The organism is Actinocorallia libanotica (assembly GCF_039525175.1).
Taxonomy (GTDB): domain Bacteria; phylum Actinomycetota; class Actinomycetes; order Streptosporangiales; family Streptosporangiaceae; genus Actinocorallia; species Actinocorallia libanotica.
Genome location: NZ_BAAAHH010000012.1, coordinates 146,450 through 160,484 on the forward strand (window position 1 = coordinate 146,450; position 14,035 = coordinate 160,484).

The following is a 14,035-nucleotide window of genomic DNA, read 5'->3' on the forward strand; positions in this document are numbered from 1 at the left end:
GCGAGGACGGCGCCGCCGTGGTGTTCTCCGCGGACGGTCAGTCGGCCCAGGGGATCGGCCGGCCGCCGGTGTCGACGTAGATGCTCTTCTGGCGCTGGTAGGCGCGGATGGCGTCGGCGCCCTTCTCCCGGGTGGAGCCCGAGTCCTTGAAGCCGCCGAAGGGCGTGGCGACGGACAGCTGCTTGTAGGTGTTGATCCAGACCTGGCCGGCCTGGAGGGCGCGGGCCGTGCGCCACGCCTTGGGGAAGTCGCGGGTCCACACGCCCGCGGCCAGGCCGTAGACGGTGTCGTTGGCCTGGGCGATGAGGTCGGTCTCGTCGTCGAAGGGGATGGCGACCAGGACCGGCCCGAAGATCTCCTCCTGCGCGACGCGGGCGTCGTTGCCCACGCCGGTGATGACCGTCGGGCGCAGGTAGGTGCCGGCGGACAGCTCCGGCTCCTCGGGGCGGGTCCCCCCTGCGACGACCTCGCCGCCCTCGGACCGGCCGAGCGCGATGTAGTCCTCGACCGAGGCGCGGTGCCGGGCGGTGATGAGCGGGCCCATCTGGGTGCGCTCGTCGCGGGGATGGCCGACGCGCAGGGCGTCGGCGCGCCCGGCGAGGGTCGCCACGACCTCCTCGAAGACCGCGCGCTGCACGAAGAGGCGGGAGCCGGCGATGCAGGACTGGCCCTGGGAGCTGAAGATCCCGTAGAGGACGCCGTTGACGGCGAGGTCGAGGTCGGCGTCGTCGAAGACGATCGTCGGCGACTTGCCGCCGAGCTCCAGCGAGGTCGTCATGAGCTTGCGCGCGGCCGACTCGGCGAGGCCGCGGCCGGTGGAGGTGCCGCCGGTGAAGGAGACGTGCCCCACCGCCGGGTGGTCGACGATGCGCTGGCCGACGGTGCCGCCCGGGCCGGGCAGCACGCTGACCAGGCCCGGCGGGAAGCCCGCCTCCAGCAGGATCTCGCCGACCTTCAGGGAGACGAGCGGAGCCCATCCGGCGGGCTTCAGCAGGACGGCGTTGCCGCCCGCCAGGGCCGGGGCGAGCTTCTGGGCGTCGGAGGCGATCGGCGAGTTCCACGGGGTGATCGCGCCGACCACGCCGATCGGCTCGTGCACCGACAGGGTCAGGTACGGGCCGCGCGGGACGGTGAGGCGCTCGTCGGAGCTCTCCAGCACCGCCGCGACGTAGCGGAAGGTGCCGGCGGCGCTGGCGACCAGGGCCCTGGTCTCGGTGATCGGCTTGCCGTTGTCGCGGGACTGCAGCAGCGCCAGTTCCTCGTGCCGCGCCTCGATGAGGTCGGCGGTGCGCGCCAGCAGCCGTGCCCGCACGTGCGGCAGCATCCGCTGCCAGGCCGGATCGGCCTGTGCGGCCGCGGCCCGCTCGGCCGCCAGGTCGACGTCCTGGGCGGATGCGGCCGCGACCGTCGCCACGGTCGTGCCGTCCGCGGGGTCGGTGCTGGCCAGCGGCCCGCCGCGGCCCTCCTGCGGGACGCCGCCGACGATGATGGGAAGGAGCCGTTCGGTCATCGCCCCTCCCCTAGGACTCGGTCGGCAGGAAGCCGGTCTGCCGCCAGAAGATCACCTTGCGCTCGATGACGTCCACGGCGAGGTAGACCAGGAAGGCCATCGCCGACAGCAGGATCACGAACGCGAACACCCGGTCGAGCGCGAAGCCGACGGACGCCGTCTTGACCATGACGCCCAGGCCCTCGCCGCCGCCGAGGAACTCCGCGACGATCGCGCCGATCACGGCCAGCACCGAGGCGGACTTCAGGCCGGCGAAGACGAACGGGAGCGCGTTCATCAGCTTGAGTTTGAAGAACCGCTGCCAGCGCGAGGCGCGCAGCGACTTGAACAGCTTGTCCTCGTCCTCGTCGATCCCGGCCAGGCCCGCGGCGGTGTCGACCATCACGGGGAAGAACGCGATGACCGCGGCCATGACGACCTTGGGCGCCATGTCGAAGCCGAACCAGGCGACGAACAGCGGCGCGAGCGCCACCTTCGGCGCCGCGTACAGGGCGATCATCAGCGGCTGCAGGACGCGGCGGCCGATCACCGTCTCGGCGATCAGGACGCCGAGCACCACGCCCGCGACCGCGGCGATGAGCAGGCCGTAGAGCGTCTCCTGCGCGGAGATGAGGAAGTTGTCGAACACGGGGCCGCCGGTGAACAGGTCGGCGGTGACGTCCCACAGGGCGGTCGCGGTGTCCCACGGCGTCGGCAGGACGTACTCGTTCACCCAGCCGAGCGAGATGACGCTCTGCCAGACGGCGACGAGGAGGACGAGCGCGGTGGTGAGCAGCACCGGGGTGGGGATGCGCTCCATCAGGGGTCTGCCGGCCCGGGCGGGCGGCGCCTTGGCGGGGGCGGCCTCGGCGGGCCGGCTGGCGGTGGCGGTCTGCGTCATGTCAGTGGTCCTCGGTGCTCGCCGCCGAGTCGTACCCGATCTTCAGCAGATCGCGCGCCTCGCGGACGTAGGTCTGGAACGGTGCCGAGGTCATCACCTCGGGGTCGCGGGGGCCGGGCAGGTCCACCTCGACGATGCCCGCGATCCGGCCCGGACGGGCGCTCATCACGACCACCCGGTCGGCGAGGAAGACGGCCTCGCTGATGGAGTGGGTGACGAAGACCGCCGTCCGCCCGGTGAGCGCGCAGATGCGGGCGAGCTCGACGTTCATGTGCTCGCGGGTGAACTCGTCGAGCGCGCCGAAGGGCTCGTCGAGCAGGAGCACCGACGGCTCCTGGATGAGCATGCGGCAGATCGCGGCTCGCTGCTGCATGCCGCCCGACAGCTCGTTCGGCATCTTGTCGGCGAAGGAGCCCAGTCCGACGAGGTCGAGCAGCTCGTCGGCCCGGGCCGCGGCCGCGCGGGCGGCCTTGCGGCCCCGCGCGATCTCGATCGGGAGGAGCACGTTCTCCCGGACGGTGCGCCAGGCCAGCAGGACCGCCTTCTGGAACATCATCCCCACCTCGTCGGGCACGCCGTCGACGTCGGCGCCGCCGACCTGGACGACGCCCGACGTCTGCGGCAGGAGCCCCCCGATGATGTTGAGCAGGGTGCTCTTGCCGCAGCCGGAGGGGCCGAGGAGCGCCACGAACTCGCCCGGCGCGATGTCCAGGGACACCGGTCCGAGTGCGTGGACGGTCTCGCCGTCGCGCGTGAAGGTCCGGACGACGTCGTGGACGTGCACGGACGCCCCCGCCGCGGTGGCGCTGGCCGCGGGCGCGATGTGCTCCGCGGTGCTCTGGTGCTGTGGCATTCTTCCCTCTCGCTTGCCCGCCGGCCTGGCGTGGCGCTTACTTGCGTGACGCTTACTCGCCGGCCGTGTTCCAGGCGTCGACGTGGTCGTTGGTGACGGCCTTGGCGCCGTCGGCGGACTCGATGAGCTTCAGGTCGGCGAGCTGCCCGGCGAAGGCGGTGAAGCCCTCGGTGTCGATGTGGCCGTACCTGCCCTGGGCGCTCTCGGGGAGCTTCAGCAGGTCGCTGACCCGGTCGTAGACGACCTTGGCGAAGGCCGGGTCCTGGGTCTCCTCGGGAGCGTGCTTTCCGCACAGCTCGATGACGCCGTCGGGGTTGGCCAGGCCCCACTCGGTGCCGCGCGCCAGCGCCCGGCCGAACTTGTCGATGGTCTCGCCGTTGGCCTCGGCCCACTTGTCGGTGGCGACGAGGAAGTTGTCCACCAGCTGCGGCTCGTCGGCGGCGTGCAGCGCGGTGACCTCGAGGTCGCCGCCCTTGATGACCTCCTCGTCGAAGAACGAGGCGGAGTAGGCGTCGACCGTGCCCTTCTTGAGCGCGGTGGCGGCCGAGGAGCCGTCGCCCACGGCGAGCTGGGTGTAGTCGGCGTCCTTCTTCAGGCCCGCCTGCGAGGCCAGCCACTCCTGGTAGATCACGTCGCCGCCGCCGGGGGCGCTGATGCCGATGGTCTTGCCCTTGAGCCCGGCCAGGTCGGTGATGCCCGAGTCGGCCGGGGTGATGACGGTGAACGTGCTCTTCTGGTAGAGCGCGTAGAACGCCTGGAGCTTCGCGCCGGTGCTCGCCGCCGACAGGTAGGCGTTGGGCGCGGCCGCGGCGAGCTGCGCCTTGCCGGTGAGCGCCGCCTGGACGGCGCCGCCCGACCCGTCGGTGCTCTCGAACTTCGCCGTGATGCCCTCCTCGTCGAAGTAGCCCTGGTCCTCGGCGACGTACAGCGGGTACCAGGACAGGCAGCTGGCGAAGGGCAGCGCGACCGTCACCTCTCCGGCGGCGGGTTCCGCGTCGCCGCCGCACGCGGAAGCGAGCACGGCCGTGACCGCCGCGACGGCGGTGACCAGGAGCTTCTTCGACATGGTGGGTCCTTCTCTCGGAGCTATACCTCTTAGTCCAAGAAGTATTAGTCCTAAGATTTTTGGTGCCTAGATTCTTAGCGTAACGATTTCGTTAACTCGCAGGTCCCCGGAGCCTCAGCCGCGGGTGATGCGGAAGTCCGCCGTGCGGCGGCCCAGGAGGAACGCCAGGAGGAGGCCGAACAGCGCCGCCAGCGGAGCGGCCTTGCGCAGCAGCACGGGGCCCGCGACGGACCCCAGGTCCAGCGGAGCGGCCGCCGCGGGCGAACCCGCCTGCACGGCGGCTCCGGAAGGCGCCGCGGCGGGAGCCGGCGCGTCCTCGCCGCCGCCCCGGACGAGCGCCTCCTGGAGGTTGGCGGCGAACGCCGCGACGACCTTGTCGCCGACCTCGGTGATCACCCCGCGGCCGAACTGGGCGGCCCGGCCGGAGATGTCCACCCGGGTGTCCACCACCACGCGGGTGGCGCCGCCCTCCTCGTGGAGGCCGCACACCACGTCCCCCGACACCGCCCCGGCGCCCTTGGTCTCGGCCGCCTCGACGCGCAGCGCGACCGTGCTCCCGTCGCCCGGCAGGAAGCGCCCCCTGCCCCGGTAGGACATGGTGATCGCGCCGACCTTGACGGAGATCCGGCCGGTGAACTCTTCGCCGTCGAAGCCCTCCAGGACCGCGCCCGGCATGCAGGGGGCGAGCCGGGTGACGTCGTGCAGGACGTCCGCGGCCTCCTTGAGGGGGACGGGGACGGTGAAGGAGTGCTGGAGCTCCATGGCTTACCTTTCGTCGGGCGAGGCGCCGGACGACGCCCCGCGGATGAGGTCCTTGACCCGGCTCGGGGTGAGCGGGCCGCGGGTGATGTGGACGCGGTCGGGTCCCAGCGCGTCCTCGACGGCGTTGGCGAGCGCCGCGGGAGGGGCGATCGCGCCGCCCTCGCCGAGCCCCTTGACCCCGAGCGGGTTGAGCGCCGAACGCGTCTCGATGTGGTCGAGCACGTACGGGGGCGCCTCGGCGGCCGTGGGGACCAGGTAGTCCATGTAGGTCACCGAGCGCGGCTGCCCGTCGGGGCCGTACTCCATCTCCTCGTAGAGCGCGCCGCCGATGCCCTGCATGACGCCGCCCGTGACCTGGCCGTCGGCGACCATCGGGTTCACCACGCGGCCGCAGTCGTGCACGACGGCGTAGGAGAGGATCTCGACCTTGCCGGTCCGCTCGTCCACCTCCACCACCGCGCCGTGCGCGGCGCTGGCGACGGTCACGGTCGGCGGCTTGAAGAAGGTCGTCTCGCTGATCATCGCGCCGGGACCGGTGCTGGTGCCGGGCACGAGCAGCGGCGCGCGCCGGGCGGCCAGCGCGGCCACGTCGATCCCCGCCTCCGGCTTGTCCGCGGGCCGGACGACGCCGTCCACGATCTCCAGGTCCTCCGGTGCCGTGCCGAGCGCCTCGGCCGCGTCGGCCAGCAGCCGTTCGCGCACCGCCAGGCCCGCCAGGTGGATGGCGTTGCCCGCGGTGACCATGCTGCGGCTGGCGATCGTGCCGACGCCGTGGCCGATCGCGGCGGTGTCCCCCTCGATGAGGTCGATCCGGTCCAGCGGGACGCCGATCGCGTCCGCGGCGACCTGCGCGAACACCGTCTGGTGCGCCTGGCCCTGCGAGCTGGCGCCGGTGGCCACCCTGACCCTGCCGTTGGGCAGCACGGTCACCGACCCGCTCTCGAACGGGCCGAGCCCGGTGCCCTCGATGTACATCGCCAGGCCGACGCCCAGGCGCTTGCCCGGCGCGGTGCCACCGCCTCGCTGGCGGGCCCGCACCTCGTCGATCTTCAGATGCCCGACGAGCCGCCGCAGCAGCTCGGGGAAGTCCCCTGAGTCGTAGGTCTGCATGGTGCCGTCGCGGTACATGAGCCCGGTCCGGTGCGGCATCTTCTCCGGGCGCACCAGGTTGCGCGCCCGCAGCTCGTGCGGCTCGATCCCCATGGCCCGTGCCAGCCGGTCCATCGCCCGCTCCATCGCGAACACCGCCTCGGGGCGGCCGGCGCCCCGGTAGGGCGTCGTCATCATCGTGGTGGTGAGGACGCCGCGGACGCGCAGGTCCAGCACCGGGATGACGTACGGGCCGATGACGTGCGTCAGCGTGTTGTAGGGGACGACGAGGCCGGTGAGGTTGGCGTTCCCCAGGTTGATCACCACGTCGTCGCGCAGCGCGAGCAGGCGCCCCTCGGCGTCGGCGGCCAGGGTGATGTCGTGGACCTGCTCGCGGGCGTGCGAGGAGGAGGTCAGGTTCTCGGTGCGGTCCTCCACCCAGCGCACGGAGCGGCCGAGGCGGTGCGCGGCGTAGGGCAGCAGGACGTCCTCGACGTACTGCACGCCCTTCTGGCCGAAGCCGCCGCCGATGTCGGGGGCGGTGACGCGGACGCGCCCCGAATCCAGCCGCAGGGTGCCGGCGATGACCTCGCGGAGGCGGTGCGGGGTCTGGGTGGAGGCGAACACGGTCAGCCCCCCGTCACGCGGGTCCAGCATGACCGCGACGCCGCGCGTCTCCATCGGCGAGGCCACGTACCGGTGCGACCGGTAGCGCTCGGTGACGACGTACGCGGCCTCCGCCAGCGCCGTCTCGATGTCGCCGGAGCGGCCCTCGACCGAGATGGCCAGGTTGTCGTCCGTGCCGGGCACCACGATCGGCGCGTCGGCGTCCAGGGCGGCGAGCGGGTCGACCAGCGGGGGCAGCGGCTCGTAGCCGACCTCGACGAGCTCGATCGCGTCCTCGGCGACGTACCGGTCCACCGCGATGATCATGACGACGGCCTGGCCGACGCACGTCACCAGGCCGTCGGCGAGCAGCGGCACGGGCTGGAGCCGGGACAGCGGCCTGATCGCCTCCTTCACCTGCTCGGGGATGCGCATCTCGGCCTCCAGGAAGAGCTCCGAGACGGTGTCGCGGATGTCGTCCCAGGTGTAGGCGGCGACGACGCCCGGGAGGGCGCGGGCGGCCTCGAGGTCGATCCGGGTGACCTTCGCGTGGGCGTGCGGGCTGCGCACGAAGGCGGCTTCCAGGGAGTCCGGGATGACCAGGTCGGCCAGGAACCGGCCCCGGCCGCGCAGGAGGGCGTCGTCCTCCTTGCGCAGGACCGACGTTCCGATCAGGCCCTGGTCGGCAAAGGCTTCCGCGCTCATCGGCCGGCTCCCTCGTGCTCGTGGCCGGCGGCGTCCGCCGGGCCGGCGTGGCCGGCGCAGCCGAGCGCGCGGTGCGCGGCCTCGGTGATGTTGCGGTAGCCGGTGCACCGGCACAGGTGGCCCGACAGCGTCTCGTCGATCTCCTCGGGTCCGGGCGGCTCCTCCTGCTCGTGCAGCGCGAGGAGGCTCATCACGATCCCCGGCGTGCAGAACCCGCACTGGAGGCCGTGGCAGTCGCGCATCGCCTGCTGCACCGGGTGCAGCTCCTCCTCGGAGGGCGCCACCGACTCGACCGTGCGGATCCGGTGGCCGTCGGCCTGGACGGCCAGGGTCAGGCAGGCCCGGACCGGCTGATCGTCGAGCAGGATCGTGCAGGCGCCGCAGACGCCGTGCTCACAGCCGACGTGGGTGCCGGTCAGGCCGAGGCGCTGGCGCAGCGCGTCGGTGAGGAGCATGCGGTCGGGCACGTCGAGGCGGTGCTCCAGGCCGTTGACGTGCAGGGTGATCTCAGGCATCAGTGGGGCTCCCGGCGGGGGTGCGGGCGAACGCGTCGGCCAGCACGGTGCGGACCAGGTGGGCGGCGACCTCGCGCCGGTAGTCGGCGGAGGCGTGGCTGTCGGCGGTGGGGTCGAGCGTCCGGGCGGTCAGGCGTTCGGCGGCGGCCAGGACGTCCTCCCTCAGGGCGGCGCCGGTCACGAGCTCCTCGACCGCGGGCAGCCGCACCGGGGTGGAGGCCACCCCGAACAGCGCGATCCGGACCCGCTCGACGGTCCCGTCGGCCGCCGCGCGCAGCAGCGCGGTGCCGCCGACGAGCGCGAAGTCGCCGCTGCGCCGTGCCACCTCCTCGAACGCCCAGCCGGTGCCCGGCTCCGGGAGGGGGAACTGCACGGCGGTCACGATCTCGTCGGGCGCCAGCGCGGTATCGAACGTCCCGGTGAAGAAGGCGGCCGCCTCGTGGACGGCGGTGCCGCGCACCCCGTAGGTGAGGATCCGGGCGTCCAGCGCGAGCGCGAGCGCGGGGAGCTCGGCCGAGGGGTCGTGGTGGGCGATGCTCCCGCAGACGGTGCCGCGGTTGCGGATCTGGGAGTGCCCGATGCGGCCGATCGCCGCGGCGAGCACCGGCAGGCGCGCGCGGACCAGCGGGTGGGCGGCCACGGCGGCCTGGCGGGCGGCCGCGCCGACCTCCAGGTGGCCGTCGACGACGTCGACGTAGTCGAGCGCGGCCAGGGAGCCGATGTCGACGAGGGTCTCCGGCCGGGCGAGCCGCATGTTGAGCATGGGGACGAGCGACTGCCCGCCGGCCAGGATCTTCGCGTCCGGGCAGGCCGCCAGCAGGTCGGCCGCCTCCGCGAGCGAGCGGGCCCGGCGGTAGGTGAACGGCGCGGGCTTCATGAGGCCCGCCGCGCGCGTGTGGTCATGGGGTGACTTCCCCTCCTGGGACTCCGGCGTCCGACCCCGGCCCCGTAAACTAGAAGTCTTGATACTGAGTTTTATAGCTTAGACCAAAGATACTTAGCCCTGGGAGATCTCCGGGCCCGTTCGGGAGGTACGCATGGAAGTCGCACCGGAGACCGGCCAGCGGGACGAGGTCGACGAGATCGTCGACCAGTGGAGGCAGCAGCGCCCCGACGTGTCCCCCGAGCCGATCGGCGTCTTCGGCCGGATCGTCCGCCTCAACATCGCGCAGCGCGCGATGCTGAGCACGGTCCACGAGCGGCACGGGCTGACCCTCGCGGCGTTCGACGTCCTGGCCAACCTGCGCCGCTCCGGCGAGCCGCACCGCAAGACGGCCGGCGAGCTGGCCGAATCGTCCCTGCTCACCTCGGGCGGCATCACCTTCCGGCTCGACAAGATGGAGGCCGACGGCCTGATCCGCCGCACCCGCTCCCAGGGCGACCGCCGCGTGGTGTACGCCGAGCTCACCGAGCTCGGCCTGGCCAAGATCGACGCGGCCTTCGCCGACCACCTGGCCACCGAGGAGCGGATGCTGGAGCTCCTGGACCCCCAGGAGCGGGCCCAGCTGGTCTCGCTGATGCGCAAGCTCGGCGCGTCGATCGCGCACAGCGCGCGGCCCGCCGAGCCCTCGAGCTGACGACCCGCCGCGCCGTCCTCCCGCTCCCACGCGCCCCCTTTCCCGTACCCCCGGTCGCGGCCGCCCCGCGACCGGGCCGGGACGGATCCGCCCAGCTCAGGGCGGATGGGTACGACCGTTTTGCCTGGTCACAGTCTGCGGACTCAAGTACGCTTGAGTACAAGGGGTCGGCTGCGGAAAGAGGCGAGATGGTGGAGCGCCTGTACTCGATCAGCGAGGTGGCGAGGCTGTTCGACCTCTCGGTGCCGGCCCTGCGCTACTACGAGGAGATCGGCGTCATCGGCTCCACGTCCCGCAAGGGAAGGGTCCGCCAGTACGACCGCGCCGCCCTGGAGCGCCTCGCCTACGCCCAGCTCTGGCACCAGGACGGCATGATGACGCTCGCCGACACCCTCGCCGCCATGCGCGCCGGCAGCGCCCGGGACCGGCACGCGCGCATCGCGGCCCAGCGGGAGGTCGTCCTGGAGCGCCTGCAGGCGCTCCAGCGCGCCGCCGCCGTCCTGGACCACCTCCTCGGCTGCCCCCAGGACGACCCCCTCGACTGCCCCGTCACCGGCGCCTATGTCCGCGCCCGCGTCGACGCCGCCCTCGCGGGCCTTCCCTTCACCGACGACTTCCTCCTCCGCGGTCCGCCGCCCGCCCACCCGGAGGACCGCACGAACCGCTGAGCGGCCTCGGATCAGGCGAAGATGTCCTGGTGGTAGCGGCCCTCGGCCTCCAGGCGGCGGAGCAGCCCCTCGCCGTCGCCGCCGCTCCGCTCCGCGCAGATCCGTGCCAGCTCCCGCCGGACGGCGGGTGCCATGTGCAGGCCGTCCCCGCAGACGTAGACGTGCGCGCCGCGCTCCAGGAGCTCCCACACCCGGTCGGCCTCGGCGGCCACGGCCTGCTGGACGTACCGGGCCGGGTGGTCGGGCAGCGCGGAGAAGGCGGTGTGCACCCGGACGATCCCGGCTTCCTCCCAGGCGTCGAGCTCGGCGGCGTGGAGCCGGTCGTGGCCGGGGTGGCGGCATCCGGTGAACAGCTCGACCGGGCCGGTGGCGCCGGTGTGCGCCCGCTCCTCCAGGAATCCGCGCAGGGGGGCGATGCCGGTGCCGGGGCCGATGAGGATCACCGGGACGGCCGGGTCGGCGGGCAGCCGGAACGGGGGCGCGGGGGTGCGGGGGTGGCCGTAGAACACCTCGCCGGGCGACAGGGCCGCCAGGTAGGACGAACACGTGCCGCGGTACCGGCCCGTGCCCGACCAGGCGGGGCCCTCCACCAGGCCGACGGTGAGCCGGACCCGGCCGGGGTCGGCCAGCGGTGAGGAGGAGATCGAGTAGTAGCGCGGCCGGATCGGGCCCGCCGCCTCCAGGAGGACGGGCAGCGGCAGCGCGACCGCGGGGAAGCGCTCCAGCAGGTCCAGGACGCAGACGCGCTTGGCGAGGATCTCGTCGGCGTAGGCGTCGGCGAGCAGGGTGAGCTGCCTGCGGGTGTGCGGGCACGAGGTGTGCGCGGCGAGCGTCTCCAGGTCGGACCGGGTGGCCGGCTCCTGGAGTTCGGCGAACTCCGTCAGCAGCAGCCCGGCCGTCACCGGGGTGTCCACCGGCAGGTGCGTCGTTCCCCTGGTGCGCAGCCGGACGACCTGGTCGCGGGGAACGCCCAGGAGGCGCAGCGCCCGCTCCACCTGCTCGGTGTCGTTCTTGGCGAAGACGGCCAGGTGGTCTCCGGCCGTGTAGGAGACGCCTTCGGGCAGGGCCGCCACGATCGAGCGCACGCCGGGACGTGGCGCTTCCAGGGTGAAGTCCCACAGGCCCGCGGGGTCGCCGGTCAGCTCCTCGTTCTCGACCACGGTCAGCGGGACGGCCGCCGCGGAGATGACGGCGGGCCGGACGTCGGCCTCGGTGAGCACTTCCATCTCGTAGCGGGGTCCGCTCGCCGCCGCGGCGGCCGTCCCGTACTCGGCGGCGAGCGCCTCCCACAGCGCGGCGGTCCACGCGGTGACCCCGCCGTCGAAGTCGCCCGCCGCGTCGGCCTCGCCGCGCTCCACGAGGGGCACGGCCCCCGCGCCGGTGAGCTTGGCGAAGGCGCGCCGGGGGAAGGCCTGGTAGGTCGGCCACTGGGTGTCGCCGCAGCCGAGCAGCGCCAGCCGCACCCCTTCCAGCGGCGGCAGCGCGTCGAGGGCGTCGAAGGCCTGGGCGTTGTCGGGCGCCCTGCCGTTGTAGCTGGCGGCGACCGCGACGAGCACCCCCTGCCGTGGCGGGTCGGCGGCCATCCCGTCGAGGGTGGTCAGGGTGACGGCGAAGCCGGACCGGCCCGCGCGTTCGGCCAGCCGCTCGGCGATGGCGGTGCAGGTGCCGAGGTTGGAGCCGTAGGCGACGGTGAGGGGGGTTCCGGCGGCGACCGGCTCGATCCGCTCCTCCTCGGCCGCCCGGACCGCGACCGGTTCCGTGATCGCGGCGCGCTCGTGGGGGCGGCGCTCGCGGACGCGGACGGTGAAGCCCTCCGGCTTGAGGGTGAGCGTCTGCTTGACCTGCATCCGGTAGGCGTGCGGATCGCTGATCGCGAACCGCCGCAGGATGAGGGCGAGGGCCAGCCGCGCCTCGGTGAGGGCGAACTGGCGTCCGATGCAGGCGCGTTCGCCGTTGCCGAACGGCTTGTAGCCGCCGGGGTGGTGGTCCTTCCGGTTCTCGGGGAGCCACCGGTCGATGTCGAACTCCTCGGGCCGGTCCCAGGCCTTGGGGTGCCGGTGCAGCGCGGGCAGCAGGGCGAAGATCTGCTGGCCCCTGCGCACCGGGTAGCCGCCGATCTCGGTGTCGGCGAAGGGCTTGATGATGAAGCCCGGGATGGGGGACCAGATCCGCAGCGTCTCGTCCAGGACGCGCGGGATCACGTCCAGCTTCATGATCGTCTCGTAGGACGGCTCGGCGCCGTCCGGGAGCAGCCGGTCGACCTCGGCGTAGGCGCGGGCCAGGACGTGCGGGTTGCGCAGCAGGTTGTACAGGGCGAAGGAGAGCAGCCCGCTGGTCGTCTCGTGCCCGGCGATCAGGAAGGTGAGGACCTGGTTGCGGATGTTCTCGTCGGACAGCCGCTCCCCGGTGCGCGGGTCGGCGGCCTCCAGCATCAGGCCGAGCAGGTCCGTGCCGCCGTTCCGGCCCTCGGCGCGGCGCTGCCGGATGACGTCGTCCACCAGCTCCTGCATGGCGCGGATGTCGGCCTGGTAGGTCTCCTCGCGCTTCTTGCGCGCCTTGGTGACGAGCGGAGGCTGCCGGGCGCGGACCATGGCCTCGGTCAGGGCGCGGCCCATCGCCTGGAGGAACGGGTGCAGCTCGGGGGCGGCGAAGGAGCCGAACCGGTAGTCGAAGCCGGTGAGCGCGATCGTGTCCAGGGTGAGCCGCGTCATGTCGTCGGAGACCGGCAGGTCCTCCCCCTGCCGCCCGCTCCAGGAGTCGACGAGCTCCTGGGCGACCTCGAGCATCTGGGGGAAGTACGCCTTCATGGACCGCTGGCCGAAGGCGGGCATCAGGATGCGGTGCGCGTGCCCCCAGACCGCCTCGTCGCCGCGGGCGGTGAACAGCCCGTCTCCGGCGAAGTCGCGCACGATGCCCAGCGGCGGGGCGACGCTCTTGTAGAACCGCGTCTCGTCGCAGATCTCGGCGACCAGGTCGGGGTCGTAGACGAACAGGGGCCGCCGGCCGAGGACGTCCAGCCGGTAGAGGCCCTCGGGGTGCTCCCCCGCCGTCTCCACGAGGAAGTCCGTGGGCACGTCGGCCGCGAGCTGCAGGGCGTTGCCGAGGAAGGGCATCCCGCGGAGAACGGGGATGGACCGGGTCGGGGGCATGGGGGGCTCCTTCGCGCTCGGGGCCGGCGGCCACCCGCCGCCGCCAGCCATACGCCGTATGGCGGACGTTACCATACGGCGTATGGCTGCGAACGCGCGCCGAGGCGCGCCCCTGACGCCCGAGGAGATCTCCGCGACGGCCCTGCGCCTCATCGACGAGGGCGGGGTCGAGGGGCTGTCCATGCGCAAGCTGGCGGTGGAGCTGGACGTCAACCCGATGTCGCTCTACCACCACGTGGCGGGCAAGACAGCGCTGCTGCAGCGCGTCTGCGCCCTGGCGGGCGCCCGGCTGGACCTGCCCGCCGGCGACGGCCCGTGGCCCGAGCAGCTGCGGGCCCTCGGCCACGCCTGCCGCGCCCTCGCCCGCCGCCACCCCTCCCTGTGGCTGTACGCCCAGTCCCACCCGGAGATCACCGGGAACGACCACCTCATCTGGCAGGCCCTCGACCGCATCCTCGCCGCCGCCGGAGTCGACGAGGACCAGCTCGTCCACGTCCGCAAGACGCTGTTCTCCCTCCTCTCCGGCTTCGTCCTCGGCGAGACGACCGGCGCCCTGAACGAGCAGGGCGGCGTCGCCGACCTCGACGAGACCTTCGAGGCCTCCATCGACTTCGCCATCGCGGGCCTGTCGTCCTTCCGCTCCTGACCCGGGGAC

The 14,035-nt window shown here is 73.2% G+C and carries 12 protein-coding genes; 3 read left to right on the forward strand and 9 right to left on the reverse strand.

Going from position 1 to position 14,035, the window contains the following annotated elements:
• Positions 1-37 precede the first annotated feature (37 nt).
• From ABD140_RS16995 to ABD140_RS17030, 8 genes are all read right to left on the reverse strand, one after another.
• The gene (locus ABD140_RS16995) at positions 38-1,510 is read right to left on the reverse strand and encodes an aldehyde dehydrogenase (protein ID WP_344241809.1); all 1,473 of its coding nucleotides are present in this window, start codon (positions 1,508-1,510) and stop codon (positions 38-40) included.
• A 10-nt stretch (positions 1,511-1,520) separates the two neighbouring features.
• Positions 1,521-2,390 carry an ABC transporter permease gene (locus ABD140_RS17000; protein WP_344241810.1) on the reverse strand — a complete coding sequence of 290 codons (870 nt, stop codon included), beginning with the start codon at positions 2,388-2,390 and terminating at the stop codon, positions 1,521-1,523.
• Between the two features lies 1 nt (position 2,391).
• Complete coding sequence (locus ABD140_RS17005) at positions 2,392-3,243, reverse strand: ABC transporter ATP-binding protein (protein WP_344241811.1); 852 nt, start codon at positions 3,241-3,243, stop codon at positions 2,392-2,394.
• Between the two features lie 52 nt (positions 3,244-3,295).
• Positions 3,296-4,309 (reverse strand): ABC transporter substrate-binding protein, encoded by a 1,014-nt coding sequence (locus tag ABD140_RS17010; RefSeq protein WP_344241812.1) that lies wholly within the window; start codon positions 4,307-4,309, stop codon positions 3,296-3,298.
• Between the two features lie 114 nt (positions 4,310-4,423).
• A complete protein-coding gene (locus tag ABD140_RS17015; RefSeq protein ID WP_344241813.1) occupies positions 4,424-5,071 on the reverse strand; it encodes an SRPBCC family protein in 648 nt (215 codons plus the stop codon).
• A gap of 3 nt (positions 5,072-5,074) precedes the next feature.
• Positions 5,075-7,471, reverse strand: coding sequence for a xanthine dehydrogenase family protein molybdopterin-binding subunit (locus tag ABD140_RS17020; protein ID WP_344241814.1), 2,397 nt, complete (start codon positions 7,469-7,471; stop codon positions 5,075-5,077).
• Entirely contained in the window at positions 7,468-7,986 is a 519-nt protein-coding gene (locus ABD140_RS17025) for a (2Fe-2S)-binding protein (RefSeq protein ID WP_344241815.1), read from the reverse strand. The genes ABD140_RS17020 and ABD140_RS17025 overlap by 4 nt, the downstream gene beginning before the upstream one ends.
• The gene (locus ABD140_RS17030) at positions 7,979-8,863 is read right to left on the reverse strand and encodes an FAD binding domain-containing protein (RefSeq protein ID WP_344241816.1); all 885 of its coding nucleotides are present in this window, start codon (positions 8,861-8,863) and stop codon (positions 7,979-7,981) included. Before ABD140_RS17030 ends, ABD140_RS17025 begins: the two co-directional genes overlap by 8 nt.
• A gap of 160 nt (positions 8,864-9,023) precedes the next feature.
• Between ABD140_RS17030 and ABD140_RS17035 the strand changes: the two genes are divergently transcribed.
• Together ABD140_RS17035 and ABD140_RS17040 are read left to right on the forward strand one after the other, a co-directional pair.
• Positions 9,024-9,563 (forward strand): MarR family winged helix-turn-helix transcriptional regulator, encoded by a 540-nt coding sequence (locus ABD140_RS17035; protein WP_344241817.1) that lies wholly within the window; start codon positions 9,024-9,026, stop codon positions 9,561-9,563.
• Between the two features lie 188 nt (positions 9,564-9,751).
• Positions 9,752-10,231: a MerR family transcriptional regulator gene (locus ABD140_RS17040; protein WP_344241818.1), complete on the forward strand. Its 480-nt coding sequence runs from the start codon at positions 9,752-9,754 to the stop codon at positions 10,229-10,231.
• Positions 10,232-10,242: 11 nt separating this feature from the next.
• On the opposite strand, the gene ABD140_RS17045 is transcribed toward ABD140_RS17040, so the two are convergent.
• The gene (locus ABD140_RS17045) at positions 10,243-13,380 is read right to left on the reverse strand and encodes a bifunctional cytochrome P450/NADPH--P450 reductase (protein WP_344241819.1); all 3,138 of its coding nucleotides are present in this window, start codon (positions 13,378-13,380) and stop codon (positions 10,243-10,245) included.
• An 82-nt stretch (positions 13,381-13,462) separates the two neighbouring features.
• Here ABD140_RS17045 and ABD140_RS17050 point away from each other — a divergent pair, with 82 nt between their 5' ends.
• Positions 13,463-14,026, forward strand: coding sequence for a TetR/AcrR family transcriptional regulator (locus ABD140_RS17050; protein ID WP_344241820.1), 564 nt, complete (start codon positions 13,463-13,465; stop codon positions 14,024-14,026).
• Positions 14,027-14,035: the final 9 nt, after the last annotated feature.

Excerpts from the sequence above, each read along its gene's own strand:
- ABD140_RS17010 (WP_344241812.1), bottom strand. The coding sequence starts at position 4,309 with ATGTCGAAGAAGCTCCTGGTCACCGCCGTCGCGGCGGTCACGGCCGTG.
- ABD140_RS17020 (WP_344241814.1), bottom strand. The coding sequence starts at position 7,471 with ATGAGCGCGGAAGCCTTTGCCGACCAGGGCCTGATCGGAACGTCGGTC.
- ABD140_RS17050 (WP_344241820.1), top strand. The coding sequence starts at position 13,463 with ATGGCTGCGAACGCGCGCCGAGGCGCGCCCCTGACGCCCGAGGAGATC.
- ABD140_RS17005 (WP_344241811.1), bottom strand. The coding sequence starts at position 3,243 with ATGCCACAGCACCAGAGCACCGCGGAGCACATCGCGCCCGCGGCCAGC.
- ABD140_RS17000 (WP_344241810.1), bottom strand. The coding sequence starts at position 2,390 with ATGACGCAGACCGCCACCGCCAGCCGGCCCGCCGAGGCCGCCCCCGCC.
- ABD140_RS17035 (WP_344241817.1), top strand. The coding sequence starts at position 9,024 with ATGGAAGTCGCACCGGAGACCGGCCAGCGGGACGAGGTCGACGAGATC.
- ABD140_RS17025 (WP_344241815.1), bottom strand. The coding sequence starts at position 7,986 with ATGCCTGAGATCACCCTGCACGTCAACGGCCTGGAGCACCGCCTCGAC.
- ABD140_RS17045 (WP_344241819.1), bottom strand. The coding sequence starts at position 13,380 with ATGCCCCCGACCCGGTCCATCCCCGTTCTCCGCGGGATGCCCTTCCTC.
- ABD140_RS16995 (WP_344241809.1), bottom strand. The coding sequence starts at position 1,510 with ATGACCGAACGGCTCCTTCCCATCATCGTCGGCGGCGTCCCGCAGGAG.
- ABD140_RS17030 (WP_344241816.1), bottom strand. The coding sequence starts at position 8,863 with ATGAAGCCCGCGCCGTTCACCTACCGCCGGGCCCGCTCGCTCGCGGAG.
- ABD140_RS17015 (WP_344241813.1), bottom strand. The coding sequence starts at position 5,071 with ATGGAGCTCCAGCACTCCTTCACCGTCCCCGTCCCCCTCAAGGAGGCC.
- ABD140_RS17040 (WP_344241818.1), top strand. The coding sequence starts at position 9,752 with ATGGTGGAGCGCCTGTACTCGATCAGCGAGGTGGCGAGGCTGTTCGAC.